Raw genomic sequence first — 26,299 nt, forward strand, 5'->3', positions numbered from 1 at the left:
GCGTACGCGGAGCAGCGGGGCACGTCGCACGTACCCCGCTGTTCGCACTCTATCCGCCGGGTGGCGGTGGGACCTCAGCCGCCGTACGAGCGCAGCGCGTCGATGGCGCGGACGGTGACGTCCTCCACCGGGCCGGTCGCGTCGATGCCGACCAGCTTGCCCTGGGCGCCGTAGTAGTCCACGAGCGGCGCGGTCTTCTCGGCGTACTCCCGCAGCCGGGCGGCGATGGTCTCCGGCTTGTCGTCGTCGCGCTGGAACAGCTCGGCGCCGCAGCGGTCGCAGACGCCCTCCCGGCTCGGCGCGTCGAACTCGACGTGCCAGATCTTGCCGCAGCCGCGGCAGGTGCGCCGGCCGGACAGCCGCCGGATCACCTCGTCGTCGTCGACGACCAGTTCCAGCACCAGGTCCAGCGCGGTGCCCAGGTCGGCGAGGAGCTTGTCCAGCGCGGCGGCCTGCGGAGTGGTCCGCGGGAAGCCGTCGAGCAGGAAGCCCTCGCTCGCGTCCGGCTCGGCGAGCCGGTCCCGCACCATGTTGATGGTGACCTCGTCCGGGACCAGCTTGCCGGCGTCCATGTACCGCTTGGCCTCGACTCCCAGCGGCGTGCCCTGGGAGACGTTCGCGCGGAAGATGTCACCGGTCGAGATCTTCGGCACCGAGAGGTGCGCGGCGATGAACTCCGCCTGTGTGCCCTTGCCCGCGCCCGGCGGGCCAACCAGAACGAGTCTCATCTACCGCAGGAACCCTTCGTAGTTCCGCTGCATGAGTTGGCTCTCGATCTGCTTGACGGTCTCCAGACCGACGCCGACCATGATCAGCACAGCGGTTCCACCGAACGGGAAGTTCTGGAACTGCTGGTTGTCCAGCCAGATGAAGAAGAAGTTCGGCAGGATCGCGACGATGCCCAGGTAGAGCGCACCCGGCAGGGTGATCCGGCTGAGGATGAAGTCGAGGTACTCGGCGGTCGGCTTGCCGGGGCGGATGCCCGGCACGAAGCCGCCGTACTTCTTCATGTTGTCCGCGACCTCGGTCGGGTTGAACGTGATCGACACGTAGAAGTACGTGAAGAAGATGATCAGCAGGAAGTAGATCGCGATGTGCTCCGGCGCGCTCGCCTTCACGATGTGGTTCTGGATCCACGCCTGGACCTTGCCCGGGTCGTTCGGATCGAAGAACTGGAGCGCGAGCTGCGGCAGGTAGAGCAGCGACGAGGCGAAGATGACCGGGATGACGCCCGCCTGGTTCACCTTCAGCGGGATGTAGGTCGACGTGCCGCCGTACATCCGCCGGCCGATCATGCGCTTGGCGTACTGCACCGGGATGCGGCGCTGCGCCTGCTCGATGAACGTGACAGCGGTGATGACCACCAGCACCAGGGCGATGACGAGGAGGAACATCCCCCAGCCCTTTGTGGTCTTGATCTTCCAGCCCTCGCTGGGGAGCCGGGCCGCGATCGAGGTGAAGATCAGCACGGACATGCCGTTGCCGACGCCCCGGTCGGTGATCAGCTCACCGAGCCACATCACCACGCCGGTGCCGGCGGTCATGGTCATGACCAGGATGGTCAGGGTCAGCCAGTCCGGGATGCCGGTGCCGCGGGGCACGATCGGGAACTGGTCGCACTGGTTGTTGAACAGCTGCCCGGAGCGGGCCAGCGCCACGAACGCCGAGGCCTGGAGGACGCCCAGGCCCAGCGTCAGGTAGCGGGTGTACTGCGTGATCTTGGCCTGCCCGGCCTGGCCCTCCTTGCGGAGCTGCTCCAGGCGCGGGATCACCACCGTCAGCAGCTGGAGAATGATCGACGCGGTGATGTAGGGCATGATGCCCAGCGCGAAGACCGAGAGCTGGAGCAGCGCGCCACCGGAGAAGAGATCCAGCAGGTTGAGCACACCCGTGCTGCCACCCTGGATCGTGTCGAGGCACTTCTGCACGTTGCCGTACGAGACGCCCGGGCTGGGCAGCGTGGCGCCCAGCCGGTAGACCGCGATGATGCCTACTGTGAACAGCAGCTTCTTGCGCAGGTCAGGCGTACGGAACGCACTGAGAAAGGCGGACAGCAACTTCTTCCTCCTGCGCGACGCGGGCCGCCGGTGACGAATCCCTGGCGGGGCGGGGTGTGGTGCCGGACGGAGTGTCCGGAATCCATGGCTGGGAACGGACTCTAACAGCCCGATCCCGGTCCGGGCAGATGTGCCCGGCTACATAAACCGAATCCGATGTTACCCGGCGCACACGTGGCCGGTAGACCATGGCGCCCGCCCAGTCGCGAACAACTGAGCGGGCGCCACGAACATCGTCTTACAGCTCGGTGACCGAGCCACCGGCGGCGGTGATCTTCTCCTTGGCCGACGCACTGAACGCGTGCGCCGAGACCTGGAGAGACACGCCACCGAGGTCGCCGGTGCCGAGCACCTTGACCGGGTGACCCTTGCGGACCGCGCCGGCCTCGACCAGCTCGACCGGGCCGACCTGGCCGCCGTTCGGGAACAGCTCGGCCAGCCGGTCCAGGTTGATCACCTGGAACACGACCTTGAACTTGTTCTTGAAGCCCTTCATCTTCGGCAGGCGCATGTGGATGGGCATCTGCCCACCCTCGAACGCCGGCGAGATGTTCTTGCGGGCCTTGGAACCCTTGGTACCGCGACCGGCCGTCTTGCCCTTGGAGCCCTCACCGCGACCCACACGGGTCTTGTCGGTCTTGGCGCCGGGAGCCGGACGCAGGTGGTGCACCTTGATCGTCATTACTCGACCTCCTCGACCTTCACGAGGTGGTTGACCGTGAAGATCATGCCGCGGATCTCCGGCCGGTCCTCCTTGACCACCACGTCGTTGATCCGCTTGAGACCGAGCGAACGCAGCGACTCACGCTGGTTGCGCTTGGTCCCGATCTCGGACCGGACCTGGGTGACCTTCAGGCGTGCCATCAGGACGCCACCCCCGCCCGCGACGCCAGCATGGCGGCCGGCGCGACGTCCTCGACCGGCAGACCACGACGGGCCGCGACCTGCTCCGGGGACTCGAGCCCCTTCAGGGCCGCCACCGTGGCGTGCACGATGTTGATCGGGTTGGACGAGCCGAGGCTCTTGGAGAGCACGTCGTGGATGCCCGCGCACTCCAGCACGGCACGCACCGGACCACCGGCGATGACACCCGTACCGGCGGAGGCCGGCTTGAGCAGCACCACACCGGCCGCGTCCTCACCCGTGACCGGGTGCGGGATCGAGGCGCCGATGCGCGGCACCTTGAAGAAGTGCTTCTTGGCCTCCTCGACACCCTTGGCGATCGCCGCGGGCACCTCCTTGGCCTTTCCGTAGCCCACACCGACGGTGCCGTCGCCGTCGCCCACGATCACCAGGGCGGTGAAGCTGAAGCGACGACCACCCTTCACGACCTTGGCGACGCGGTTGATCGCGACGACCCGCTCGAGGTGCGGGGTCTTCTCGACGGGCGCGTTTCCGCGGCCGCCCTCACGGCGGTTGTCGCGGCGACCACCCTCGTTGCCACCGGACCCGCCGCCACGGCGCTGTTGACCTGGCATCAGCAGCCTTCCTTCTCTCTCGTGACGGGGTTTCTAGAACTCGAGCCCGGCTTCGCGGGCGGCGTCGGCAAGCGCGGCGACACGCCCCGCGTACCGGTTGCCACCGCGGTCGAAGACGACCTTCGAGACGCCGGCGGCCTTGGCGCGCTCGGCGAGCAGGGCGCCGACCTTGCCGGCCAGGGCGCTCTTGTCGCCCTCGGCGCCGCGCAGCGAGGCGTCCATGGTCGAGGCCGACGCCAGGGTGTGACCCTTGGTGTCGTCCACGACCTGGGCCACCACGTGGCGCAGGGAGCGGGTGACGACGAGGCGGGGACGCTCGGCGGTGCCGCTGACGTTCTTGCGGACCCGGAAGTGCCGACGCGCACGCCCGACGGCACGCTTGGCGGCGACGCCGCGGCGGCGCTTGAGCAGCGTGGCGCTCACTTCTTACCTGCCTTTCTCACGGCCTCACGGCCGGCGGACGACCTCGCCCGGGTGTTGACGGCCGCGGTCACTTCTTGCCCGCCTTACCGGCCTTACGGCGGATGACCTCGCCCTGGTACTTCACGCCCTTGCCCTTGTAGGGCTCCGGCGGACGGATCTTCCGGATGTTGGCGGCCACCTCACCGACCTGCTGCTTGTCGATGCCGGCCACGTGGAACAGCGTCGGCTTCTCGACCGTGAAGGTGATGCCGTCCGGCGCCTGCACGAGGACCGGGTGCGAGAACCCGAGCGCGAACTCCAGGTCCTTGCCCTTGGCGGTCACGCGGTAACCGGTGCCGGCGATCTCCAGGCTCTTGCGGTAGCCCTCGGTCACACCGACGATCATGTTGGCCACCAGCGTACGGCTCAGGCCGTGCAGCTCCTTGGCCTTGCGCTCGTCGTTGGGCCGGTTGACGTGCAGCTCGCCGTCCTCGCCCCGCTCCGCCGTGATCGGCTCGGCCAGCACGTGGCTCAGTTCGCCCTTGGGGCCCTTGACCTTGACGGTCCGGCCGTCGATCGTGATGTCGACGCCGGCAGGCACCGGGATCGACTTACGTCCAATACGCGACATTTCTACCTGTCTCCCGTTACCAGACGAAGGCGAGGACTTCCCCGCCAACGCTCCGCTTGCGGGCCTGCCGGTCGGTGAGCAGCCCCTGGGACGTCGAAATGATCGCCACGCCCAGCCCGCCGAGCACCCGCGGGAGCCCGTCCGACTTGGCGTACACCCGGAGACCGGGCTTGGACACGCGCTTGATGCCGGCCAGGCTCCGCTCGCGGTTCTGGCCGTACTTCAGCTCGACGACCAGTCGCTTGCCGACGGCGCCCTCCTCGGGCTCCTCGACCGACCAGGTGGCGATGTAACCCTCGGCCTTGAGGACCTCGGCGATGTTCGCCTTGATCTTCGAGTACGGCATCGTCACCCGGTCGTGGTACGCCTGGTTGGCGTTACGCAGACGCGTGAGCATGTCTGCGATCGGGTCGGTCATCGTCATGAAAACTCGTCAACCTTTCTCGCCGGGGTTCCCCGGGCCAGGCCCGGGGCCTACGGCGAAGAGACAGTTCAGCTGACGCGCCGGAGCGCGCCGGGCTATTACCAGGAAGCCTTGGACACGCCGGGCAGCTCACCGCGGTGGGCCATCTCCCGGATGCACACCCGGCAGAGACCGAACTTGCGGTAGACCGCCTTCGGACGCCCGCACCGCTGGCAGCGGGTGTACGCGCGAACCGAGAACTTCGGCTTCGCGGCCGCCTTGAGGATCAGCGCCTTCTTGGCCATCTCAGTTCTCCTTGAACGGGAAGCCCAGGAGCTTGAGCAGCGCCCGGCCCTCGTCGTCGGTCGTGGCGGTCGTTACCACCGTGATGTCCATGCCCCGCTGGCGATCGATCTTGTCCTGGTCGATCTCGTGGAACACCGACTGCTCGGTCAGACCGAACGTGTAGTTGCCGTGCCCGTCGAGCTTGCGCCCGTCCAGGCCGCGGAAGTCACGGATACGCGGCAGCGCGATCGAGAGCAGCCGGTCCAGGAACTCCCACATCCGGTCGCCGCGCAGGGTGACCTTCGCGCCGATCGGCATGCCCTCGCGGAGCTTGAACTGCGCGATGGACTTGGTGGCCCGCCGGACCTGCGGCTTCTGGCCGGTGATGGTGGCCAGGTCGCGGACGGCCCCGTCGATCAGCTTGGCGTCGCGAGCGGCCTCGCCGACACCCATGTTGACGACGATCTTGACCAGCCGCGGCACCTGCATCGGGTTGGCGAACTCGAACTGCTTCTGCAGCTCGGCCACCACCTCGTTGCGGTACCGCTCCTTCAGGCGCGGCAGGGTCTTGGTTTCGGTAGCCGTGGTCATCAGAGGTCCTTACCGGTGCTACGCGCGATGCGGACCTTCTGGCCGTTGTCGTCGATCCGGTAGCCGACGCGGGTCGGCTTGCCGTCGGAGTCCAGGACCATCACGTTCGAGACGTGGATCGGGGCCTCCTGGGTGACGATGCCACCGGTCTTGGCGCCACGCTGGGTGGTGCTGATACGGGTGTGCTTCTTGACCCGGTTCACGCCCTCGACCAGGACCTTGTCCTGCCGCGGGTAGGCCGCGATGACCTTGCCCTTGGCACCCTTGTCCTTGCCGGCGATGACGACGACCGTGTCGCCCTTCTTGACCTTCACGGTCACAACACCTCCGGCGCGAGAGAGATGATCTTCATGAACCGCTTGTCCCGCAGCTCCCGGCCCACCGGGCCGAAGATACGGGTACCGCGCGGGTCCCCACCGTCCTTGATGATGACGGCGGCGTTCTCGTCGAAGCGGATGTACGACCCGTCCGGCCGCCGCTTCTCCTTGGCGGTCCGAACGACGACGGCCTTGACGACGTCGCCCTTCTTCACACCGGCACCGGGGATCGCGTCCTTGACGGTGGCCACGATGACGTCGCCGATGCTCGCGTAGCGCCGACCGGAGCCGCCGAGCACCCGGATGCACAGGATCTCCCGGGCACCCGTGTTGTCGGCGACGCGCAGTCGCGACTCCTGCTGAATCACGTCTATCTCCTATGTCTGCCGGTTCTCCGGCCGCTCGGGGCGGCCGGAGCCTGGCGGAACCTGCGCCCGACCGAGACCGGCCGAGCTCGAGCCTTCGCTACTTGGCTTTCTCGAGGATCTCCACGAGCCGCCAGCGCTTGGTGGCGGACAGCGGCCGGGTCTCCATGATCAGGACCCGGTCGCCGATGCCGGCCGAGTTCTGCTCGTCGTGGACCTTCAGCTTGCTCGTACGGCGCATGATCTTGCCGTACAGCGCGTGCTTGACGCGGTCCTCGACCTCGACCACGACGGTCTTGTCCATCTTGTCGCTGACCACGAGGCCCTCGCGAACCTTGCGGCGGGCCCGCGCGGGGGCGGTGGTGTTCTCACTCATGATGCAGTCACCTCAGTCGGCGCGGCCGAGAGACCCAGCTCACGCTCACGCATGATCGTGTAGATCCGGGCGATCTCCCGACGGATGACCTGCAGCCGCCGGTTGTTGTCCAGCTGCCCGGTTGCGGCCTGCACGCGGAGGTTGAACAGCTCCGCCTTCGCCTCGCGCAACTTCGTGACCAGCTCCTCCTCGGAGAGCTCACGCAGCTCGGAGGGCTTGACGCCCGCTGCCATCAGGATTCACCCACTTCGCGCGTAACAATGCGGCACTTCATCGGGAGCTTGTGGATCGCGCGACGCATCGCCTCTCGCGCGATCTGCTCGTTGGGGAAGGACATCTCGAAGAGAACCCGCCCCGGCTTCACGTTGGCGACCCACCACTCGGGCGAACCCTTACCGGAACCCATCCGGGTCTCGGCCGGCTTCTTGGTGAGGGCCTGGTCCGGGAAGATCGTGATCCAGACCTTGCCGCCACGCTTGATGTGACGGGTCATCGCGATACGCGCCGACTCGATCTGGCGGTTGGTCACGTACGCCGGCTCAAGAGCCTGGATCCCGAACTCGCCGAACACCACCCGGTTACCACCCTTGGACGCGCCACTGCGGTCCGGGTGGTGCGGCTTGCGGAAGCCCTTCGGGGGCTTGCGCGGCATCAGCATCTGTCAGCCCTCCTGCTGCTTCTCTGCCGGCTGAGTCGTGGCGGCGGCCACAGCGCCGGCGTCGACCGGGTCACCGGCCGGCGTCTCCGCCTGCTGCGCGATGGTGGTCGCGGCTGCCCGGCCGGCCTCGGTGCCACCGGCGGTCGTACCGGACGAGCCCGAGCGGCCACGGCGCGGCCGGTCCGGCCGGTCGCCACGGTCGCGGCGCGGGCCACGCGACGGGGCGGCCTCGGCCGGGGCCTCGCGGCCCGGAACGGCGTCGCCCTTGTAGATCCAGACCTTCACGCCGATCCGGCCGAAGGTGGTACGGGCCTCGAAGAAGCCGTACTCGATGTTGGCCCGCAGCGTGTGCAGCGGAACCCGGCCCTCGCGGTAGAACTCGGTCCGGCTCATCTCGGCGCCGCCCAGACGGCCCGAGACCTGAACCCGGATGCCCTTGCAGGCGGGGTTCTTCATCGCGGACTGCATCGCCTTGCGCATGGCCCGGCGGAAGCTGACCCGGCTGGACAGCTGCTCGGCGACGCCCTGGGCGACCAGCTGCGCGTCCGACTCGGGGTTCTTGACCTCGATGATGTTCAGCTGGACCTGCTTGCCGGTGAGCTTCTCCAGCTCGCCGCGGATCCGGTCGGCCTCCGCACCCTTACGGCCGATGACGATGCCCGGCCGGGCGGTGTGGATGTCGACGCGGACCCGGTCGCGGGTGCGCTCGATGTCGACCTTGGAGATGCCGGCGCGCTCGAGGCCCTTGGACATCATCCGGCGGATCTTGACGTCCTCGCCGATGTAGTCCTTGTAGAGCTTGTCCGCGAACCAGCGGGACTTCCAGTCGGTCGAGATGCCGAGCCGGAACCCGGTCGGGTGAACCTTCTGACCCATTACTCGGCACCCTCCGTCGTGCTCTGCTCCTCGGCGGCCGGCTTGGCCGGGGCGGCCTTCTTCGCCGACTTCTTCGGCGCCGCCGGCGCAACCGCCTCGACCGCCACGGTGATGTGGCAGGTGCGCTTGCGGATCCGGTACGCCCGGCCCTGCGCCCGCGGCCGGAACCGCTTCATGGTCGGGCCCTCGTCGACGAACGCCTCACTGACGAGCAGCGCGTCGGGGTCCAGCCGCTCGTTGTTCTCCGCGTTGGCGATCGCGCTCGCGAGCACCTTGTACACCTGCTCGCTCGCAGCCTGCGGCGCGAACTGCAGCACCGTGAGCGCCTCCTTCGCGGGCAGGCCGCGGACGAGGTTGACCACCCGGCGCGCCTTCATCGGCGAGATGCGCACGTGCCGCGCAACCGCCCGCGCGCCCGGAAGCACCGGAGCGTCGCCCTTTCCTGGCATCGCTGTAACCCCTTGTTCCTCTATCCGTATGCCCGCGGCGTCAGCGCCGGCGGCTCTTCCGGTCGTCCTTCTCGTGACCCTTGAACGTGCGGGTCAGCGCGAACTCGCCGAGCTTGTGCCCGACCATGGCCTCGGTCACGAAGACCGGGACGTGCTTGCGTCCGTCGTGCACGGCGATCGTGTGACCCAGCATCTCCGGGATGATCGTCGAGCGGCGCGACCAGGTCTTGATGACGTTCTTCGAGCCCTTGTCGTTCTGCGTCTCCACCTTCTTGAGCAGGTGGTCGTCGACGAACGGGCCCTTCTTCAGGCTGCGAGGCATGTCTTATCTCCCTCAGCCGCGCTTACGCGTGGCGTAGCGGCGGCGGACGATCAGCCGGTCGCTCGGCTGGCCCTTACGACGGGTGCGGCCCTCGGGCTTACCCTGCGGGTTGACCGGGTGGCGACCACCGGAGGTCTTACCCTCACCACCACCGTGCGGGTGGTCGACCGGGTTCATCGCGACACCACGGACGGTCGGGCGCTTGCCCTTCCACCGCATACGGCCGGCCTTACCCCAGTTGATGTTCGACTGGTCGGCGTTGCCGATCTCGCCGATGCTGGCGCGGCAGCGCACGTCCACGCGCCGGATCTCACCGGACGGCATACGCAGGGTCGCGTACGCGCCCTCGCGGCCGAGCAGCTGGATACCGACGCCGGCCGAGCGGGCCAGCTTGGCGCCGCCGCCCGGACGCAGCTCCACGTTGTGGATGGTGGTACCGACCGGGATGTTGCGCAGCGGCAGGTTGTTGCCCGGCTTGATGTCGGCGCCCGGACCGGACTCGACGCGGTCGCCCTGCTTCAGGTCCTTCGGCGCGATGATGTAGCGCTTCTCGCCGTCGGCGTAGTGCAGCAGCGCGATGCGCGCGGTGCGGTTCGGGTCGTACTCGATGTGGGCGACCTTCGCCGGCACGCCGTCCTTGTCGACCCGCTTGAAGTCGATCAGGCGGTACTGGCGCTTGTGACCGCCACCGTGGTGCCGCGTGGTGATCCGGCCGTGGGCGTTGCGTCCGCCCTTCTTCGGCAGCGGAGCCAGCAGCGACTTCTCGGGCGTCGACCGGGTGATCTCGGCGAAGTCGGCAACGCTCGAGCCACGCCGGCCCGGCGTCGTCGGCTTGTACTTACGGATAGCCATTGTCTACACCCCTCAGCTGACCGGGCCGCCGAAGGCCTCGATACGGTCACCGTCAGCCAGCTTCACCATCGCGCGCTTGGTGTCCTTGCGCTTGCCGAACCCGGTACGGGTCCGCTTGCGCTTGCCCTCGCGGTTGAGCGTGTTGACCGTCAGGACGCGGACGTTGAAGATCTGCTGGATAGCGATCTTGATCTCGGTCTTGTTGGCGTCCGGGTGCACCAGGAAGGTGTACCAGTTGCGGTTCAGCTCGCTGTAGCTCTTCTCCGAGACGACCGGCGCGACGATGACGTCACGCGGATCGGCGATCGTGCTCACTTGCCATCCTCCTCGGTGGTCTCGGCGGGCACGCCCAGGAACTCGTCCAGGGCCTCCTTGGTGAAGACCACGTCGTCGGCCACCAGCACGTCATAGGTGTTGAGCTGGCCGGCCTCGATCAGGTGCACCCGGCTGTCCCGCGCGTTGCGCAGGTTCCGCAGCGACACCCAGTTCAGCTCGTCGGTGCTGCTCAGCACGACCAGGACCCGACGGGCCTGGGTCAGCTTGGTCAGCGTGGCCAGGGCCGCCTTGGTGGACGGCTTCTCGCCGGAGACGAACGCCTCGACGACGTGCACCTGGCCGGCGCGAGCCCGGTCGGAGAGGGCGCCACGCAGGGCGGCGGCCTTCATCTTCTTCGGGGTGCGCTGGCTGTAGTCGCGCGGCACCGGGCCGTGGACCACGCCACCGCCGGCGAACTGCGGCGCGCGGGTCGAACCCTGGCGGGCACGACCGGTGCCCTTCTGCTTGTACGGCTTCTTGCCTCCACCGGAGACCTCGCCGCGGGTCTTCGTCTTGTGCGTACCCTGGCGGGCCGCCGCGAGCTGGGCCACCACGACCTGGTGCATCAGGGCGATGTTGGCCTGCGCGTCGAAGATGTCGGCCGGCAGCTCGACAGAGCCGCTCTTGGCGCCTTCGACGTTGATGACGTCAACGGTGGTCACTTGGCCGCACCGCCCTTCTTCACCTTCGCCTTGGCCGCAGTGCGGACCAGGACCAGCGCGCCCTTCGGGCCGGGGATGGCACCGCGGACGAGCAGGAGGTTGTTCTCGGTGTCGACCGCCTGGACGGTCAGGTTCTGGACGGTGTAGCGCACGCCACCCATCCGGCCCGCCATCCGGGTGCCCTTGAAGACGCGACCCGGGGTCGCGCAGGCGCCGATCGAGCCGGGCGAGCGGTGCTTGCGCTCGACACCGTGGCTGGCACGCAGACCGTGGAAGCCGTGCCGCTTCATCGGGCCGGCGTAGCCCTTGCCCTTGGTCTTGCCGGTCACGTCGATAACGACGCCGGCCGGGAACTCCTCGACCGTGACCTCCTGGCCCGGCGCGTAGTCCGCGGCGTCGGAGGTGCGCAGCTCGACGATGTGCCGGCGCGGCGCGACGTCCGCCTTGGCGTAGTGCCCGGCGACCGGCTTCTTGACCTTGCGCGGGTCGATGACCCCGTACGCCAGCTGGACCGCGGAGTAGCCGTCCTTGTCGGCGCTACGAACCTGGCTCACGACGCACGGGCCGGCCTGAACCACGGTCACGGGCACAACCTTGTTGTTGTCCCAGACCTGGGTCATGCCGAGCTTGGCGCCCAGGATCCCCTTGACTTGCCTGTCCATTTGTCCGGTCCCTACAGCTTGATCTCGATGTCGACGCCAGCCGGCAGGTCGAGGCGCATGAGCGAGTCGACCGTCTTCGGGGTCGGGTCGATGATGTCGATCAGACGCTTGTGCGTACGCATCTCGAAGTGCTCGCGCGAGTCCTTGTACTTGTGCGGCGAGCGGATGACGCAGAAACGGTTGATCTCCGTGGGCAGCGGCACCGGGCCAGCGACCTGCGCCCCGGTACGCGTCACCGTCTCGACGATCTTCCGAGCCGAGGAGTCGACGACCTCGTGGTCATAGGCCTTGAGCCGGATGCGGATCTTCTGTCCCGCCATGGTGGCTTCTGTTCCTTCTCTCGATGCCGCTGTGTTGCGGGCGCCTGTACCGGCTGGCACAGGCCCACTTCCGCCGACCCCCGCGGTCGGGCGTGTCGCGCCCGTGGGCCAGGCTCCGCCCCGGGGCTCCGGAGCGATTCTCTGACCACGCGGTGGGTCATGGCGCCGATCGCGGGGACCGCGACCTGGACGCCGCGCGAGGGTGGTTGACCGCTGATGGCGGCCAACCACCCTACGCGAGACAGTCTGACTCCCGGAGGTCCAGCGTCAACCGGACGCAGGTGACCGACTGTCGTTACGCAACCTGACTAGTATGCCGCACGACCGGCGGCAACGCTAATCGGGGTTACCCAGCTCACTTGATGATCTTGGTGACGCGACCCGCGCCGACCGTACGACCACCCTCGCGGATCGCGAACTTCAGGTTCTCCTCCATGGCGATGGGCTGGATCAGCTTCACCGTCATCGAGGTGTTGTCGCCCGGCATGACCATCTCGGTGCCCTCGGGCAGCGTGACGACGCCGGTGACGTCCGTGGTCCGGAAGTAGAACTGCGGGCGGTAGTTCTGGAAGAACGGGGTGTGCCGGCCGCCCTCCTCCTTGGAGAGGATGTAGACCGTCGCCTCGAACTCCGTGTGCGGGGTCGTGGTGCCCGGCTTGATGACGACCATGCCGCGCTCGACGTCCTCGCGCTTGATGCCGCGCAGCAGCAGACCGACGTTCTCACCCGCGCGGGCCTCGTCGAGCAGCTTGCGGAACATCTCGATGCCGGTGCAGGTGGTCTTCATCGACTTCTCACGGATGCCGACGATCTCCACCTCCTCGTTCGGCTTGAGGATGCCGCGCTCGGCGCGACCGGTGACCACGGTGCCGCGACCGGTGATGGTGAAGACGTCCTCGATGGGCATGAGGAACGGCTTCTCGGTCTCGCGCTCCGGCTGCGGGATCGCGGTGTCCACGGCGTTCATCAGGTCCAGGAGCTTCCCGGTCCACTCCGGGTCGCCCTCCAGGGCCTTCAGCGCCGAGACCCGGACGACCGGCAGGTCGTCACCCGGGTACTCCTGCGAGGAGAGCAGCTCACGGACCTCGAGCTCGACGAGCTCCAGGAGCTCCTCGTCGTCGACCATGTCGCTCTTGTTGAGCGCCACGACGATGTACGGCACACCGACCTGACGGGCCAGCAGCACGTGCTCGCGGGTCTGCGGCATCGGGCCGTCGGTCGCCGCCACCACCAGGATCGCGCCGTCCATCTGCGCGGCACCGGTGATCATGTTCTTGATGTAGTCGGCGTGACCGGGGCAGTCGACGTGCGCGTAGTGACGCGCCTCGGTCTGGTACTCGACGTGCGCGATCGAGATCGTGATGCCGCGGGCCTTCTCCTCCGGCGCCTTGTCGATCTCGTCGAACGGCGTGTACGGGTTCAGGTCCGGGTACTGGTCGTGCAGGACCTTGGTGATGGCCGCCGTCAGCGTCGTCTTACCGTGGTCGATGTGACCAATGGTGCCGATGTTGACGTGCGGCTTAGTCCGCTCGAACTTCGCCTTCGCCACTGGTGTCCTCCTGTGGACTTTCTTGGTTCGTTCGCCCGGCGCGCCGTGCGGCGCTTAGGACTCTGTCGACAGCCTTTCCGGCCGGAAGGCCGGAGAGCTTTTGTGGGTTCTGCGGCGATGAAGCCTACAGGCCCGGTCTCACGCAACCCGATCGAGGTGGCCGCGGGCGGGAGAGCCCTCCCGCGACCGCCCTCGCGTCATCGGATCAGCCGAGGGTGAGCGTCACTCACCCGTCGACTTGGCGATGATCTCCTTGGCCACCGAGTTCGGAACCTCGGCGTAGGAGTCGAACTGCATGCTGTAGCTAGCCCGGCCCTGGGTCTTCGACCGCAGGTCGCCGACGTAGCCGAACATCTCCGACAGCGGCACCAGGGCCCGGACGACGCGAGCGCCGCTGCGCTCCTCCATCGCCTGGATGATGCCACGCCGGGAGTTGAGGTCGCCGATGACGTCACCCATGTTCTCCTCAGGAGTGGTGACCTCAACGGCCATCATCGGCTCGAGGAGAGCGGGGTCGGCCTTGCGGGCCGCCTCCTTCATCGCCATCGAGCCGGCGATCTTGAACGCCATCTCCGACGAGTCGACCTCGTGGTACTGGCCGTCCACCAGGGTGAGCTTGACGCCCACCAGGGGGAAGCCGGCGAGGATGCCGTACTGCATGGCGTCCTGCGCGCCCGCGTCCACCGAGGGGATGAACTCCCGGGGGATGCGGCCACCGGTCACCGCGTTGGCGAACTCGTACGTCGGGGCGTCGTTGCCCAGCGGCAGCGGCTCCACGCTGATGATCACGCGGGCGTACTGGCCGGAACCACCGGTCTGCTTCTTGTGGGTGTACTCGATCTTCTCCACCTTGCGGCGGATCGTCTCGCGGTACGCCACCTGCGGCTTACCGATGTTCGCCTCGACGTTGAACTCGCGGCGCATCCGGTCGACCAGGATGTCCAGGTGCAGCTCGCCCATGCCGGAGATGACCGTCTGACCGGTCTGGTCGTCCAGCTTGACGCGGAAGGTCGGGTCCTCCTCGGCCAGCCGCTGGATGGCGGTGCTGAGCTTCTCCTGGTCGGCCTTGGTCTTCGGCTCGATGGCCACCTCGATGACCGGCTCCGGGAAGGTCATCGACTCCAGGATGACCGGGTTCGCCGGGTCGCACAGGGTGTCACCGGTGGTGGTCTGCTTCAGACCCTGCACCGCGATGATGTCGCCGGCCTGGGCGGAGCTGCGCTCCTCCCGCTTGTTGGCGTGCATCTGGTAGATCTTGCCGATCCGCTCCTTGCGGTCCTTGGTGGAGTTGATCACCTGAGAACCGGACTCGAGCGTGCCGGAGTAGATCCGGACGTACGTCAGCTTGCCGAGGTGCTTGTCGGTCTGGATCTTGAAGGCCAGGCCGGAGAACGGCTCGGAGACCGAGGGCTTCCGCTGCAGCGGGGTCTCGCCGTCGGTGGCCGTACCCTCGATCGCCGGGATGTCCAGCGGCGAGGGCAGGTACGCGACGACCGCGTCCAGCATCGGCTGGATGCCCTTGTTCTTGAAGGCGGTACCGGTGAGGACCGGGTTGGCCTTGCCGGCGATGGTGGACCGGCGGATGGCGGCCTTGATCTCGTCGACCGAGATCTCCTCGCCCTCGAGGTACTTCTCCATCACCGAGTCGTCGACGTCGGCGAGGGTCTCCATCAGCTTCTCGCGCCACTCCGCGGCGGAGTCGGCGAGGTCGGCCGGGATCTCCTCGACCGCGTAGTCCTCACCCTTCTGAGTCTCGCCGCGCCAGGTCAGCGCACGCATCTCGACCAGGTCGACCACGCCGATGAAGTCGGACTCGGCGCCGATCGGGATCTGGAGGACCAGCGGGGTGGCGTTGAGCCGGTCGATCATCATCTGCACGCAGCGGAAGAAGTCGGCACCGGTCCGGTCGAGCTTGTTGACGAAGCACATCCGGGGGACGTTGTACTTGTCCGCCTGCCGCCAGACGTTCTCCGTCTGGGGCTCCACGCCGGCCACGCCGTCGTAGACCGCGACCGCACCGTCCAGAACACGCAGCGACCGCTCGACCTCGACCGTGAAGTCGACGTGGCCGGGCGTGTCGATGATCTGGATCGTGTGGCCCTTCCACTCGCACTTGGTGGCGGCGGAAGTGATGGTGATACCGCGCTCCTGCTCCTGCTCCATCCAGTCCATGACGGCGGCGCCCTCGTGGACCTCACCGATCTTGTACGTGATGCCGGTGTAGAACAGGATTCGCTCGGTGGTGGTGGTCTTACCGGCATCGATGTGGGCCATGATGCCGATGTTGCGTACGTTGGCGAGCGCGTCTGCGGCGGCCACTTCAATCCCTACTTATCGTCGTCTCGACACAACTGGTGGCGGTTCCGGCGCCGGTGGGCGCCGGAACCTCAGGTGTTACCAGCGGTAGTGCGCGAAGGCCTTGTTGGACTCGGCCATCTTGTGCGTGTCCTCACGCCGCTTGACGGCGGCGCCGAGGCCGTTGCTCGCGTCCAGCAGCTCGTTCATCAGCCGCTCGACCATGGTCTTCTCGCGCCGCGCCCGGGAGTAGGTCACCAGCCAGCGCAGACCGAGCGTGGTCGCGCGGGACGGCCGGACCTCGACCGGAACCTGGTAGGTGGCGCCACCGACACGGCGGCTGCGCACCTCGAGGGTCGGCTTGACGTTGTCCATCGCGCGCTTGAGCGTGACGACGGGGTCGGTGCCGGACTTCTCGCGGCAGCCCTCCAGGGCGGCGTACACGATGCGCTCGGCGAGCTGACGCTTGCCGCGCAGCAGGATCTTGTTCACCAGCTGGGTGACCAGGGGCGAGTTGTACACCGGGTCAGCGACCAGCGGCTTCCGCGGAGCGGGTCCCTTACGCGGCATGTCAGCTCTTCTCCTTCTTCGCGCCGTAGCGGCTGCGAGCCTGCTTGCGGTTGCGGACACCCTGGGTGTCCAGCGAGCCGCGCACGATCTTGTACCGCACGCCGGGGAGGTCCTTCACACGGCCGCCGCGCACGAGCACGATCGAGTGCTCCTGGAGGTTGTGGCCGACGCCCGGGATGTAGGCGGTCACCTCGATCTGGCTGCTGAGCTTGACACGAGCGACCTTGCGCAGCGCCGAGTTCGGCTTCTTCGGGGTGGTGGTGTACACGCGGGTGCACACGCCGCGCCGCTGGGGAGACCCCTTGAGCGCCGGGGTCTTGGTCTTGGTCGTCTTGGCCTGACGGCCCTTTCGGACCAACTGCTGAATGGTGGGCACCGGGTTTCTCCGCTCCCTTCGGCCGCTGCGAGGCGACCGCGCCGTCTGCTCCAGCCGTCCCGGATGGGCGGCTCTCCTACATTCCAACCAGGGCCGCCTGACGGCACCCCAGCACCCGCGGTCGGGCGTGTCGCCCGAGTCACGGTCCCGGTGCCGGCCGCTGACGCGTCGTACCGGTTCTTTCGGTCTTGGTGGTGCGACCGCGCGATCACCGGCTGACCGGTTCCAGCGCACGCACGCATTGCCCGGGCGGGCCCGGGCACAAGGGGAAAGAGTACCTACCACAGCCGCGCCGGTCAAAACGGATGGGTCGGGAAGGACCGCCCTCGCGGTCCCCCGCCCGATCTCCGGGTCGCCGGTGCGCCAGTAATGGGCACCTACAGTGACAAGTGTACCGGCTCGTCCGCCGCGTGACCCGGCGGCCCCGACACCGCCCGGCCTTCGGACACCCGGACATACCGCTCAACCCAGGTCAGCGGCCGCAGACGTCGCGGCAGCGGCCTCACGTGATCTGCACCACCAGGGCCAGGGCGAGCCCGATCAGGCCGAACAGCACCCCCACCGCCCCGCAGGAGATCCCCGCCACCGCCAGGCCGGCACCGGTGAACCGGACCGAAGGGGGCGGCGCCGGCCGCCGGATCTGCCGCCGGGCCAGCAGCCCGGCCACCACCGCACCGACGCCGATCAGCCCGCCCAGCACCGTGAACGCGCCCGCCGCCCAGGCGCCGCCGTAATCCCGGCCGGCCAGGCCGAAGCACAACACCAGCAGCGACACCCCGATCGCGGCGATCCCGGCCACGAGCGATCCGATGGCCAGGCCCGAGGGGACCGGCGGCACGTCGAGGTGGACCACACCGAACGGCGTACCCGGCACCGCGTCGACCCGCTTCGGCGGCCGCGGTGCCTCGGCCGGTGGCGGCGGGAACGCCTGACCGCCGTGCGGACCCCAGCCGCCGTGGCCGGGCGCGCTCGCCGGCGCCGGCCACCCACCGCCGTGCGCCGGCGGATTCCCCGGGTACGCCCCGTATGCCGGCCCCGGGTCGTGCACCGGGGCGGACGCGGGAGCCGGCGGGTACGGCCCGGGGCGGGTCGGATCGCCTCCCGGCGCGGCCGGTTCCGTCACGGGGTCCTCCTGTCCACACGCGCCCGCCGCCCGGCGGACACCGGCCAGGCTACCGCCGCCGATCACAGCCGGGTGGGCGGGCGCGGGCCCGCTCCCCCACCGGGTCAGTCGAAGTTCGGCGCGAAGTCGTGGCCGAACGAGGCATCCGCGGCCCGGACCACACCGATCACCACCGCCGCGACCACAGCGGCGGCGGTCAGCACCAGCCCGGTCCGCGCCATCTGCTCGCCGCGCCGCAGCCAGTCCGCGCCGGTCAGGTAACCACCCGAGGCGTACGCCTCCCGGCGCGCCTGCCGCGCGAGCATCAGCGCGATCGTGGCCGGCACCGCGCCGCCGAGGAACAGACCGGTGAGCGCGCCGATCAGCCCGAGCGCGAAGACCGCGCGGGCCTTGGTGGAGCGGACCGGCTCCGGGTCGAACGGATGACGGTACGCCTGCGGCACGACGGGCGCCTGCCCGGGCACTGTCGTCATGCCCTCCATCATGCCCCGGATCCGGTTCCCCGGGCCCGGCACTCCGGACGCGACGAGGCCCCCGGCTGATGCCGGGGGCCTCGTCGTTTCCTACTGCTTAGCGGTACGACCCGAAGTCGAAGTCGTCCAGCGGAACCGCCTGGCCGCTGGCCGGCCCGAAGCCGTAGTCGGTCTCCGGGTAGCCGGTCATCGAGTAGACCTTGGCCTTCGCCTCCTCGGTCGGCTCGACCCGGACGTTGCGGTACTTGCTGATGCCCGTACCGGCCGGGATGAGCTTACCGATGATCACGTTCTCCTTGAGGCCGATCAGCGAGTCGCTGCGGGCGTGGATCGCCGCGTCCGTCAGCACCCGGGTGGTCTCCTGGAAGGAGGCCGCCGACAGCCAGGAGTCAGTGGCCAGCGAGGCCTTGGTGATACCCATCAGCACCGGACGACCGGCGGCGGGCTCGCCACCCTCGCCGACGAGCCGGCGGTTCTCCGACTCGAACAGCGCCCGGTCGACCAGCACACCCGGCAGGAACTCGGTCGAGCCGGAGTCGATCACAGTCACCCGCTTGAGCATCTGACGGATGATGATCTCGATGTGCTTGTCGTGGATGAGCACACCCTGCGAGCGGTAGACCTCCTGGACCTCCTGGGTCAGGTGGACCTGGACCGCGCGCGGGCCTAGGATGCGCAGCAGCTCGTGCGGGTCGATGGTGCCCTCGGTGAGCTTCTCGCCGACCTCGACGTGGTCGCCGTCGTGCGCCCGGAGCCGGACCCGCTTCGAGATCTTGTCGTAGACGATCTCGTCGCTGCCGTCGTCCGGGATGACCACGATCTTGCGGGACCGCTCGCCGTCCTCGATCCGGATGCGACCCGGGGTGTCGGCGATGGGCGCCTTACCCTTCGGCACCCGGGCCTCGAAGATCTCCTGGACACGGGGCAGACCCTGGGTGATGTCCTCACCCGCGACACCACCGGTGTGGAAGGTACGCATCGTCAGCTGCGTACCCGGCTCACCGATCGACTGGGCGGCGATGATGCCGACCGCCTCGCCGACGTCCACGGTCTTGCCGGTCGGCAGCGAGCGGCCGTAGCACGCACCGCAGACGCCCAGCTTCGACTCGCAGGTGAGCACGCTGCGCACCCGCACCGTCTCCACGCCGGCGGCGACGATCGCGTCGACGCCGATGGAGTTGATGTCCTGGCCGCGGTGGGCCACCACGGTGCCGTCCGGCCCCTTGATGTCGTCCGCGAGCGTCCGGGCGTGCACGCTGGTCTCGGCGTGCTCGTGCACGACCAGCTTGCCGTCCAGGTGCTCACCGATCTGCATCGGGATGGCACGGTCGGTGCCGCAGTCCTCCTCGCGGATGATGACGTCCTGCGAGACGTCCACCAGACGCCGGGTCAGGTAACCCGAGTCGGCGGTACGCAGGGCGGTGTCCGCGAGACCCTTACGGGCACCGTGCGTGGAGATGAAGTACTCCAGCACGGACAGACCCTCCCGGTAGCTGGCCTTGATCGGCCGCGGGATGATCTCGCCCTTCGGGTTGGCCACCAGACCACGGATCGCCGCGATCTGCCGGAGCTGGAGCAGGTTACCGCGGGCACCCGAGTTGATCATCTTCCACAGCGGGTTCTCCTGCGGCAGCGCGGTGTCCATCTCCTTGGCGACCTCGTTCGTCGCCTTGGTCCAGATCTCGATGAGCTCGCCGCGGCGCTCCTCGGCGGTCATCAGACCACGCTGGTACTGCTTGTCGATCCGGTCGGCTTCCTTCTCGTACCGCTCCAGGATCTCCCGCTTGCGCGGCGGAGCGATGACGTCCTCCATGCCGATGGTGACGCCGGACCAGGTGGCCCAGTGGAAACCGGCCTCCTTGAGCCCGTCCAGGGTGGCCGCCAGGGCAACCTTCGGGAAACGCTCGGCGAGGTCGTTGACGATCGCGGAGAGCTGGCCCTTGCGGATCTCGTAGTTCACGAAGCGGTAGCCCGGGGGCAGCGTCTCGTTGAACAGGACCCGGCCCAGCGTGGTCTCCACGGTCAGCGGCTCGCCCTCGGTCCACCCCTCGGGGGCGGTCCACGGCTCGGCGCCGGCGCCGTTGTCCACACCGACCACGTCGCGCAGCCGGATCCGGACCGGAGCCTGCAGGTGCAGCTCGCCGTTGTCGTACGCCATCCGAGCCTCGGCGTCCGAGCTGAACGCCCGGCCCTCGCCCTTGCCCCCCGGAGTGAGGTGGGTGAGGTGGTAGAGACCGATGACCATGTCCTGGGTGGGCATGGTGACCGGCTTGCCGTCGGCCGGCTTGAGGATGTTGTTCGAGGACAGCATCAGGATCCGCGCCTCGGCCTGGGCCTCGGCGGACAGCGGCACGTGGACCGCCATCTGGTCACCGTCGAAGTCGGCGTTGAACGCGGTGCAGACCAGCGGGTGGATCTGGATGGCCTTGCCCTCGACCAGCTGCGGCTCGAAGGCCTGGATGCCCAGACGGTGCAGGGTCGGCGCGCGGTTCAGCAGCACCGGGTGCTCGCCGATGACCTCTTCCAGCACGTCCCACACGACCGGCCGCTGCCGCTCGACCATCCGCTTGGCGGACTTGATGTTCTGCGCGTGGTTGAGGTCGACCAGCCGCTTCATCACGAACGGCTTGAACAGCTCCAGCGCCATCTGCTTGGGCAGGCCGCACTGGTGCAGCTTGAGCTTCGGGCCGACCACGATGACCGAACGGCCGGAGTAGTCGACGCGCTTGCCCAGGAGGTTCTGGCGGAACCGGCCCTGCTTGCCCTTGAGCATGTCGGACAGCGACTTCAGCGGCCGGTTACCCGGGCCGGTGACCGGACGACCACGACGGCCGTTGTCGAACAGCGCGTCGACGGCCTCCTGGAGCATCCGCTTCTCGTTGTTGACGATGATCTCGGGCGCGCCGAGGTCGATCAGCCGCTTGAGGCGGTTGTTCCGGTTGATCACACGCCGGTACAGGTCGTTCAGGTCGGAGGTCGCGAAGCGGCCACCATCGAGCTGCACCATCGGGCGCAGGTCCGGCGGGATGACCGGGACGCAGTCCAGCACCATGCCGAGCGGCGAGTTGCGGGTGTTCTGGAACGCCGCGACGACCTTCAGCCGCTTGAGCGCCCGGATCTTCCGCTGGCCCTTGCCGGACCGGATGGTCTCGCGCAGGTTCTCCGCCTCGGCCTCCAGGTCCATGTTCTGGACCAGGGCCTTGATCGCCTCGGCGCCCATGCTGCCGGTGAAGTACTCACCGAAGCGGTCGCGCAGCTCGCGGTAGAGCAGCTCGTCGGTGACCAGCTGCTTCGGCTCCAGCTTGCGGAAGGTGTCGAGGACCTCGTCGAGGCGGTCGATCTCGCGCTGGGCCCGGTCGCGGATCTGGCGCATCTCGCGCTCTCCGCCCTCCTTGACCTTGCGCCGGACGTCCGCCTTCGCGCCCTCGGCCTCCAGCTCGGCCAGGTCGGCCTCCAGCTTGGCGGCCCGCTTCTCGATCTCCGAGTCGCGGCTGTTCTCGGCCTGCCGCTTCTCGGCCAGGATCTCGTTCTCGATGGTCGAGAGGTCGCGGTGACGCGCTTCGGCGTCCACGCTCGTCACGACGTACGAGGCGAAGTAAATGATCTTTTCGAGGTCCTTCGGGGCGAGGTCCAGCAGGTAACCCAGCCGGCTCGGCACGCCCTTGAAGTACCAGATGTGGGTCACCGGAGCGGCCAGCTCGATGTGACCCATCCGCTCCCGGCGAACCTTGGAGCGGGTCACCTCGACGCCGCAGCGCTCGCAGATGATGCCCTTGAAGCGGACCCGCTTGTACTTACCGCAGTAGCACTCCCAGTCCCGCTGCGGACCGAAGATCTTCTCGCAGAAGAGCCCGTCCTTCTCCGGCTTGAGGGTGCGGTAGTTGATCGTCTCGGGCTTCTTGACCTCGCCGTGGGACCACTGACGGATGTCGTCAGCGGTGGCGAGGCCGATGCGCAGCTCGTCGAAGAAGTTGACGTCGAGCACTATGTCCCCTATGTCGTCGTCTGTACTGCTAGCTAACGAGTGGGATCCGGGGCAGGGTGACCCTGCCCCGGATCACCACCTCAGACCTCTTCGACCGAGCTCGGCTCGCGCCGGGACAGGTCGATGCCCAGCTCCTCCGCCGCCCGGAACACCTCGTCATCGGTCTCGCGCATCTCCAGGGCCACACCGTCGCTGGAGAGCACCTCGACGTTGAGGCACAGCGACTGCAGCTCCTTGAGCAGCACCTTGAACGACTCCGGGATGCCCGGCTCGGGGATGTTCTCGCCCTTGACGATCGCCTCGTAGACCTTGACCCGGCCCAGGACGTCGTCGGACTTGATGGTCAGCAGCTCCTGCAGGGCGTAGGCGGCGCCGTACGCCTGCATGGCCCAGCACTCCATCTCACCGAAGCGCTGGCCACCGAACTGCGCCTTACCACCCAGCGGCTGCTGCGTGATCATCGAGTACGGGCCGGTCGACCGGGCGTGGATCTTGTCGTCGACCAGGTGGTTGAGCTTCAGGATGTAGACGTAGCCGACCGCGATCGGGTCGGGCAGCGGCTCGCCGGAACGACCGTCGAACAGCTGCGCCTTGCCGCTGCGCCCGATGAGCTGGTTGCCGTCCCGGTTGGGCAGGGTCGACGCCAGCAGGCCGGAGATCTCCTCCTCGCGGGCACCGTCGAAGACCGGCGTGGCCACGTTGGTGTCCGGCTCGGACTCGTGCGCGTCGATCGAGCGGAGCTGGCGCTTCCACTCCTCGTCGTCACCGTCCACGCTCCAGCCGGTCTTGGCCACCCACCCGAGGTGGGTCTCCAGGACCTGGCCGATGTTCATCCGGGACGGCACACCGAGCGGGTTCAGCACGATGTCGACCGGGGTGCCGTCCTCCAGGAACGGCATGTCCTCGATCGGCAGGATCTTGGAGATGACGCCCTTGTTGCCGTGGCGGCCCGCGAGCTTGTCACCGTCCTGGATCTTGCGCTTCTGGGCCACGTAGACCCGGACCAGCTCGTTCACGCCCGGGGGCAGCTCGTCGCCGTCCTCGCGGGAGAAGGTACGCACACCGATGACCGTGCCGGTCTCGCCGTGCGGCACCTTCAGCGAGGTGTCCCGGACCTCACGCGCCTTCTCACCGAAGATCGCGCGGAGCAGCCGCTCCTCGGGGGTCAGCTCGGTCTCGCCCTTCGGCGTGACCTTGCCGACCAGGATGTCGCCCGGGACGACCTCGGCGCCGATCCGGATGATGCCGCGCTCGTCGAGGTCGGCGAGCATCTCCTCGCTGACGTTCGGGATGTCGCGGGTGATCTCCTCCGGGCCGAGCTTGGTGTCCCGGGCGTCGACCTCGTGCTCCTCGATGTGGATCGAGGTGAGCACGTCCTGCTGCACGAGGCGCTGCGACAGGATGATCGCGTCCTCGTAGTTGTGGCCCTCCCAGGTCATGAACGCCACGAGCAGGTTGCGCCCGAGCGCCATCTCGCCCTCGTCGGTGCACGGACCGTCGGCGATGACCTGCCCGGCCTCGACGCGGTCGCCCTCGAAGACGACCGGCTTCTGGTTGACGCAGGAGCCGGCGTTGGAGCGGCGGAACTTGTGCAGCAGGTACGTCCGGCGGTGGCCGTCGTCCTGGTGGACCGTGATGTAGTCAGCGCACAGATCCTCGACCACACCGCCGACCTCGGCGACGACGACGTCGCCGGCGTCCACCGCCGCGCGGTACTCCATGCCCGTACCGACCAGCGGGGCCTCGGCCTTGACCAGCGGCACCGCCTGACGCTGCATGTTCGCGCCCATGAGCGCGCGGTTCGCGTCGTCGTGCTCCAGGAACGGGATCATCGCGGTGGCGACCGAGGTCATCTGCCGCGGCGACACGTCCATGTAGTCCACGGCGCCCGGCGGGACGTCCTCGGTCTCGCCGCCCTTACGGCGGACCAGGACGCGGTCCTCGGCGAAGGTGCCGTCCGACTTCAGCGGGGCGTTGGCCTGCGCCTTGACGAACCGGTCCTCCTCGTCCGCGGTCAGGTAGTCGATCTGGTCGGTGACCCGGCCGTCGATGACCTTCCGGTACGGCGTCTCGATGAAGCCGAACGGGTTGACCCGGGCGAACGTGGACAGCGCGCCGATGAGGCCGATGTTCGGGCCTTCCGGCGTCTCGATCGGGCACATCCGGCCGTAGTGGGACGGGTGCACGTCCCGGACCTCGAAGCCGGCCCGCTCGCGGGACAGACCACCCGGGCCGAGGGCGCTCAGCCGGCGCCGGTGGGTCAGGCCCGCCAGCGGGTTGGTCTGGTCCATGAACTGGGACAGCTGCGACGTACCGAAGAACTCCTTGATCGCCGCCACCACCGGGCGGATGTTGATCAGGGTCTGCGGCGTGATCGCCTCGACGTCCTGGGTGGTCATCCGCTCGCGGACGACCCGCTCCATCCGGGAGAGACCCACCCGGACCTGGTTCTGGATCAGCTCGCCCACGGTACGCAGGCGACGGTTGCCGAAGTGGTCGATGTCGTCGGCCTCGTAGCCCTCCTCACCGGCGTGCAGCCGGCAGAGGTATTCCACGGTGGCGACGATGTCGTCCTCGGTGAGCGTGCCGGTGGTGATCGGCACGTCCAGCTCGAGCTTCTTGTTGAACTTGTAGCGCCCGACCTTGGCGACGTCGTACCGCTTCGGGTTGAAGAAGAGGTTGTCCAGCAGGGTCTGGGCGTTCTCGCGGGTCGGCGGCTCGCCAGGGCGGAGCTTCCGGTAGATGTCGAGCAGGGCCTCGTCCTGGCCGGCGATGTGGTCCTTCTCGAGCGTGGTCATCATGAGCTCGGACCAGCCGAACTTCTCACGGATGCGCTCGGCGGACCACCCGATGGCCTTGAGCAGGACGGTGACGGCCTGGCGGCGCTTGCGGTCGATGCGAACGCCGACCGTGTCGCGCTTGTCGATGTCGAACTCCAGCCAGGCACCCCGGCTCGGGATGACCTTGACGCTGGAGAGGTCGCGGTCGGAGGTCTTGTCCGGCTGCTTGTCGAAGTACACGCCCGGCGAGCGGACGAGCTGGCTGACCACGACGCGCTCGGTGCCGTTGATGATGAAGGTGCCCTTCGGCGTCATCATCGGGAAGTCACCCATGAACACCGTCTGGCTCTTGATCTCGCCGGTGGTGTTGTTGGTGAACTCCGCGGTCACGAACAGCGGCGCGCAGTAGGTCAGGTCCTTCTCCTTGCACTCCTCGATCGAGGCCTTGACCTCGTCGAAGCGCGGAGCCGAGAAGGAGAGCGACATGGTGCCGGAGAAGTCCTCAATGGGACTGATCTCGTCGAGGATCTCCGCGAGACCCGAGCGTGCGTGCGGGTCGTCCGCCGACCGGCCCTGCCAAGCCTCGTTGCCGACGAGCCAGTCGAAGGACTCGTTCTGGATGGCGAGGAGGTTGGGGACCTCGAGGTGTTCGGTGATCCGACCGAAAGAAACTCGGCGGGGCGCGAATGCGCTCGACGTACGACTGGTCTTCGCAGGGCGGGAAGCTGCCAAGATGCGTCCTTCCGAGGACCGGTGCTGCAGAACGGCTGGTACGCGTGCACTCCAATGACCCCACCAGAAATATCCACAATCGGACATTTCCGAGCAGGGGTCAAGTCGGAAGGCAGCGCAAACTAGCAGTGTAGCCGAGAGGCTAACCGCTGTCCAGCCCACCCCGCAGGTCGTCGCGGAACAAGCCCTGGGACCTCGGAAAACCGGGTCGACCGGGCCGCTCGGAACGCGACGCTCCTGCCGGTCCGCTCGGGAGCCGCGGCGGCGGTGCTGCCGTTGCCCTTACCCGAGAGGCGGCCGTTGCAAGCGCGGAAGGTCTTGCTGATGTTCAGCGTGCCTGGCGGGTCGGTGCCGCGTCAAGGGCCGGTTACCGCTCGGGGTGTCTTTCCCACCGA

The 26,299-nt window shown here is 68.2% G+C and carries 31 protein-coding genes; all 31 read right to left on the reverse strand.

Annotated features, from left to right (window positions below; genetic code table 11):
• Window positions 1–74 precede the first annotated feature (74 nt).
• On the reverse strand, window positions 75–728 hold the full coding sequence (locus tag KSK32_RS07590; RefSeq protein WP_018784563.1) for an adenylate kinase: 654 nt from the start codon (window positions 726–728) through the stop codon (window positions 75–77).
• Complete coding sequence (gene secY, locus KSK32_RS07595) at window positions 729–2,057, reverse strand: preprotein translocase subunit SecY (protein WP_216929826.1); 1,329 nt, start codon at window positions 2,055–2,057, stop codon at window positions 729–731. It lies immediately after the preceding gene.
• A 238-nt stretch (window positions 2,058–2,295) separates the two neighbouring features.
• The gene (gene rplO, locus KSK32_RS07600; RefSeq protein ID WP_216929828.1) at window positions 2,296–2,739 is read right to left on the reverse strand and encodes a 50S ribosomal protein L15; all 444 of its coding nucleotides are present in this window, start codon (window positions 2,737–2,739) and stop codon (window positions 2,296–2,298) included.
• A complete protein-coding gene (rpmD, locus tag KSK32_RS07605; RefSeq protein WP_018784560.1) occupies window positions 2,739–2,921 on the reverse strand; it encodes a 50S ribosomal protein L30 in 183 nt (60 codons plus the stop codon). The genes rplO and rpmD overlap by 1 nt, the downstream gene beginning before the upstream one ends.
• Window positions 2,921–3,535, reverse strand: a complete 615-nt coding sequence (rpsE, locus tag KSK32_RS07610; RefSeq protein ID WP_018784559.1) for a 30S ribosomal protein S5 — start codon at window positions 3,533–3,535, stop codon at window positions 2,921–2,923. Before rpsE ends, rpmD begins: the two co-directional genes overlap by 1 nt.
• A 33-nt stretch (window positions 3,536–3,568) precedes the next feature.
• Window positions 3,569–3,958, reverse strand: a complete 390-nt coding sequence (rplR, locus tag KSK32_RS07615; protein WP_013288622.1) for a 50S ribosomal protein L18 — start codon at window positions 3,956–3,958, stop codon at window positions 3,569–3,571.
• A gap of 67 nt (window positions 3,959–4,025) precedes the next feature.
• A complete protein-coding gene (gene rplF / locus KSK32_RS07620) occupies window positions 4,026–4,568 on the reverse strand; it encodes a 50S ribosomal protein L6 (RefSeq protein ID WP_073828942.1) in 543 nt (180 codons plus the stop codon).
• Window positions 4,569–4,584: 16 nt separating this feature from the next.
• Complete coding sequence (gene rpsH, locus KSK32_RS07625) at window positions 4,585–4,992, reverse strand: 30S ribosomal protein S8 (RefSeq protein WP_013288624.1); 408 nt, start codon at window positions 4,990–4,992, stop codon at window positions 4,585–4,587.
• A 98-nt stretch (window positions 4,993–5,090) separates the two neighbouring features.
• Window positions 5,091–5,276 carry a type Z 30S ribosomal protein S14 gene (locus tag KSK32_RS07630; RefSeq protein WP_007073023.1) on the reverse strand — a complete coding sequence of 62 codons (186 nt, stop codon included), beginning with the start codon at window positions 5,274–5,276 and terminating at the stop codon, window positions 5,091–5,093.
• Between the two features lies 1 nt (window position 5,277).
• The gene (gene rplE, locus KSK32_RS07635) at window positions 5,278–5,847 is read right to left on the reverse strand and encodes a 50S ribosomal protein L5 (RefSeq protein ID WP_018784556.1); all 570 of its coding nucleotides are present in this window, start codon (window positions 5,845–5,847) and stop codon (window positions 5,278–5,280) included.
• Window positions 5,847–6,167, reverse strand: a complete 321-nt coding sequence (gene rplX, locus KSK32_RS07640) for a 50S ribosomal protein L24 (RefSeq protein WP_013288626.1) — start codon at window positions 6,165–6,167, stop codon at window positions 5,847–5,849. Before rplX ends, rplE begins: the two co-directional genes overlap by 1 nt.
• Window positions 6,164–6,532 (reverse strand): 50S ribosomal protein L14, encoded by a 369-nt coding sequence (gene rplN, locus KSK32_RS07645; RefSeq protein WP_007073026.1) that lies wholly within the window; start codon window positions 6,530–6,532, stop codon window positions 6,164–6,166. Before rplN ends, rplX begins: the two co-directional genes overlap by 4 nt.
• A gap of 97 nt (window positions 6,533–6,629) precedes the next feature.
• Window positions 6,630–6,905 carry a 30S ribosomal protein S17 gene (rpsQ, locus tag KSK32_RS07650; RefSeq protein WP_030501606.1) on the reverse strand — a complete coding sequence of 92 codons (276 nt, stop codon included), beginning with the start codon at window positions 6,903–6,905 and terminating at the stop codon, window positions 6,630–6,632.
• Window positions 6,902–7,138 (reverse strand): 50S ribosomal protein L29, encoded by a 237-nt coding sequence (gene rpmC / locus KSK32_RS07655; protein ID WP_013288628.1) that lies wholly within the window; start codon window positions 7,136–7,138, stop codon window positions 6,902–6,904. Before rpmC ends, rpsQ begins: the two co-directional genes overlap by 4 nt.
• Window positions 7,138–7,563, reverse strand: a complete 426-nt coding sequence (gene rplP / locus KSK32_RS07660; RefSeq protein ID WP_007465292.1) for a 50S ribosomal protein L16 — start codon at window positions 7,561–7,563, stop codon at window positions 7,138–7,140. Before rplP ends, rpmC begins: the two co-directional genes overlap by 1 nt.
• A 3-nt stretch (window positions 7,564–7,566) precedes the next feature.
• Window positions 7,567–8,439, reverse strand: coding sequence for a 30S ribosomal protein S3 (rpsC, locus tag KSK32_RS07665; protein WP_216929830.1), 873 nt, complete (start codon window positions 8,437–8,439; stop codon window positions 7,567–7,569).
• A complete protein-coding gene (gene rplV / locus KSK32_RS07670; protein WP_018784552.1) occupies window positions 8,439–8,888 on the reverse strand; it encodes a 50S ribosomal protein L22 in 450 nt (149 codons plus the stop codon). Before rplV ends, rpsC begins: the two co-directional genes overlap by 1 nt.
• A 40-nt stretch (window positions 8,889–8,928) precedes the next feature.
• Window positions 8,929–9,210, reverse strand: coding sequence for a 30S ribosomal protein S19 (gene rpsS, locus KSK32_RS07675; RefSeq protein WP_007073032.1), 282 nt, complete (start codon window positions 9,208–9,210; stop codon window positions 8,929–8,931).
• A gap of 12 nt (window positions 9,211–9,222) precedes the next feature.
• Window positions 9,223–10,062: a 50S ribosomal protein L2 gene (gene rplB, locus KSK32_RS07680; protein WP_013288631.1), complete on the reverse strand. Its 840-nt coding sequence runs from the start codon at window positions 10,060–10,062 to the stop codon at window positions 9,223–9,225.
• 12 nt (window positions 10,063–10,074) lie between these two features.
• Window positions 10,075–10,377, reverse strand: coding sequence for a 50S ribosomal protein L23 (rplW, locus tag KSK32_RS07685; RefSeq protein ID WP_013288632.1), 303 nt, complete (start codon window positions 10,375–10,377; stop codon window positions 10,075–10,077).
• Complete coding sequence (gene rplD / locus KSK32_RS07690; RefSeq protein WP_013288633.1) at window positions 10,374–11,039, reverse strand: 50S ribosomal protein L4; 666 nt, start codon at window positions 11,037–11,039, stop codon at window positions 10,374–10,376. Before rplD ends, rplW begins: the two co-directional genes overlap by 4 nt.
• Entirely contained in the window at window positions 11,036–11,701 is a 666-nt protein-coding gene (gene rplC / locus KSK32_RS07695; protein WP_120573086.1) for a 50S ribosomal protein L3, read from the reverse strand. Before rplC ends, rplD begins: the two co-directional genes overlap by 4 nt.
• An 11-nt stretch (window positions 11,702–11,712) precedes the next feature.
• Window positions 11,713–12,021, reverse strand: a complete 309-nt coding sequence (rpsJ, locus tag KSK32_RS07700) for a 30S ribosomal protein S10 (protein WP_007073037.1) — start codon at window positions 12,019–12,021, stop codon at window positions 11,713–11,715.
• Window positions 12,022–12,376: 355 nt separating this feature from the next.
• Window positions 12,377–13,570 carry an elongation factor Tu gene (gene tuf, locus KSK32_RS07705; protein ID WP_013288635.1) on the reverse strand — a complete coding sequence of 398 codons (1,194 nt, stop codon included), beginning with the start codon at window positions 13,568–13,570 and terminating at the stop codon, window positions 12,377–12,379.
• 222 nt (window positions 13,571–13,792) lie between these two features.
• Entirely contained in the window at window positions 13,793–15,889 is a 2,097-nt protein-coding gene (gene fusA, locus KSK32_RS07710) for an elongation factor G (RefSeq protein ID WP_216929832.1), read from the reverse strand.
• 75 nt (window positions 15,890–15,964) lie between these two features.
• Window positions 15,965–16,435 (reverse strand): 30S ribosomal protein S7, encoded by a 471-nt coding sequence (gene rpsG, locus KSK32_RS07715; RefSeq protein ID WP_013288637.1) that lies wholly within the window; start codon window positions 16,433–16,435, stop codon window positions 15,965–15,967.
• Window position 16,436: 1 nt separating this feature from the next.
• The gene (gene rpsL, locus KSK32_RS07720) at window positions 16,437–16,811 is read right to left on the reverse strand and encodes a 30S ribosomal protein S12 (protein WP_007465318.1); all 375 of its coding nucleotides are present in this window, start codon (window positions 16,809–16,811) and stop codon (window positions 16,437–16,439) included.
• Between the two features lie 502 nt (window positions 16,812–17,313).
• The gene (locus tag KSK32_RS34515; RefSeq protein ID WP_216935887.1) at window positions 17,314–17,685 is read right to left on the reverse strand and encodes a hypothetical protein; all 372 of its coding nucleotides are present in this window, start codon (window positions 17,683–17,685) and stop codon (window positions 17,314–17,316) included.
• 353 nt (window positions 17,686–18,038) lie between these two features.
• Window positions 18,039–18,407 carry a hypothetical protein gene (locus KSK32_RS07730; protein ID WP_216929834.1) on the reverse strand — a complete coding sequence of 123 codons (369 nt, stop codon included), beginning with the start codon at window positions 18,405–18,407 and terminating at the stop codon, window positions 18,039–18,041.
• A 97-nt stretch (window positions 18,408–18,504) separates the two neighbouring features.
• A complete protein-coding gene (locus KSK32_RS07735; RefSeq protein ID WP_216929836.1) occupies window positions 18,505–22,392 on the reverse strand; it encodes a DNA-directed RNA polymerase subunit beta' in 3,888 nt (1,295 codons plus the stop codon).
• 80 nt (window positions 22,393–22,472) lie between these two features.
• Complete coding sequence (locus KSK32_RS07740; protein WP_216929838.1) at window positions 22,473–25,904, reverse strand: DNA-directed RNA polymerase subunit beta; 3,432 nt, start codon at window positions 25,902–25,904, stop codon at window positions 22,473–22,475.
• Window positions 25,905–26,299 lie beyond the last annotated feature (395 nt).

The sequence above is a fragment of the Micromonospora sp. WMMB482 genome, assembly GCF_019038635.1.
Classification (GTDB): Bacteria; Actinomycetota; Actinomycetes; order Mycobacteriales; family Micromonosporaceae; genus Micromonospora; species Micromonospora marina.

Coding starts and splice junctions, on each gene's coding strand:
- KSK32_RS07590 (WP_018784563.1), bottom strand. CDS start 728: ATGAGACTCGTTCTGGTTGGCCCGCCGGGCGCGGGCAAGGGCACACAG.
- rplO (WP_216929828.1), bottom strand. CDS start 2,739: ATGACGATCAAGGTGCACCACCTGCGTCCGGCTCCCGGCGCCAAGACC.
- rpmD (WP_018784560.1), bottom strand. CDS start 2,921: ATGGCACGCCTGAAGGTCACCCAGGTCCGGTCCGAGATCGGGACCAAG.
- rpsE (WP_018784559.1), bottom strand. CDS start 3,535: ATGCCAGGTCAACAGCGCCGTGGCGGCGGGTCCGGTGGCAACGAGGGT.
- rplF (WP_073828942.1), bottom strand. CDS start 4,568: ATGTCGCGTATTGGACGTAAGTCGATCCCGGTGCCTGCCGGCGTCGAC.
- rpsH (WP_013288624.1), bottom strand. CDS start 4,992: ATGACGATGACCGACCCGATCGCAGACATGCTCACGCGTCTGCGTAAC.
- KSK32_RS07630 (WP_007073023.1), bottom strand. CDS start 5,276: ATGGCCAAGAAGGCGCTGATCCTCAAGGCGGCCGCGAAGCCGAAGTTC.
- rplE (WP_018784556.1), bottom strand. CDS start 5,847: ATGACCACGGCTACCGAAACCAAGACCCTGCCGCGCCTGAAGGAGCGG.
- rpsQ (WP_030501606.1), bottom strand. CDS start 6,905: ATGAGTGAGAACACCACCGCCCCCGCGCGGGCCCGCCGCAAGGTTCGC.
- rpmC (WP_013288628.1), bottom strand. CDS start 7,138: ATGGCAGCGGGCGTCAAGCCCTCCGAGCTGCGTGAGCTCTCCGAGGAG.
- rplP (WP_007465292.1), bottom strand. CDS start 7,563: ATGCTGATGCCGCGCAAGCCCCCGAAGGGCTTCCGCAAGCCGCACCAC.
- rpsC (WP_216929830.1), bottom strand. CDS start 8,439: ATGGGTCAGAAGGTTCACCCGACCGGGTTCCGGCTCGGCATCTCGACC.
- rplV (WP_018784552.1), bottom strand. CDS start 8,888: ATGCCAGGAAAGGGCGACGCTCCGGTGCTTCCGGGCGCGCGGGCGGTT.
- rpsS (WP_007073032.1), bottom strand. CDS start 9,210: ATGCCTCGCAGCCTGAAGAAGGGCCCGTTCGTCGACGACCACCTGCTC.
- rplB (WP_013288631.1), bottom strand. CDS start 10,062: ATGGCTATCCGTAAGTACAAGCCGACGACGCCGGGCCGGCGTGGCTCG.
- rplC (WP_120573086.1), bottom strand. CDS start 11,701: ATGGACAGGCAAGTCAAGGGGATCCTGGGCGCCAAGCTCGGCATGACC.
- rpsJ (WP_007073037.1), bottom strand. CDS start 12,021: ATGGCGGGACAGAAGATCCGCATCCGGCTCAAGGCCTATGACCACGAG.
- rpsG (WP_013288637.1), bottom strand. CDS start 16,435: ATGCCGCGTAAGGGACCCGCTCCGCGGAAGCCGCTGGTCGCTGACCCG.
- KSK32_RS07730 (WP_216929834.1), bottom strand. CDS start 18,407: ATGACGACAGTGCCCGGGCAGGCGCCCGTCGTGCCGCAGGCGTACCGT.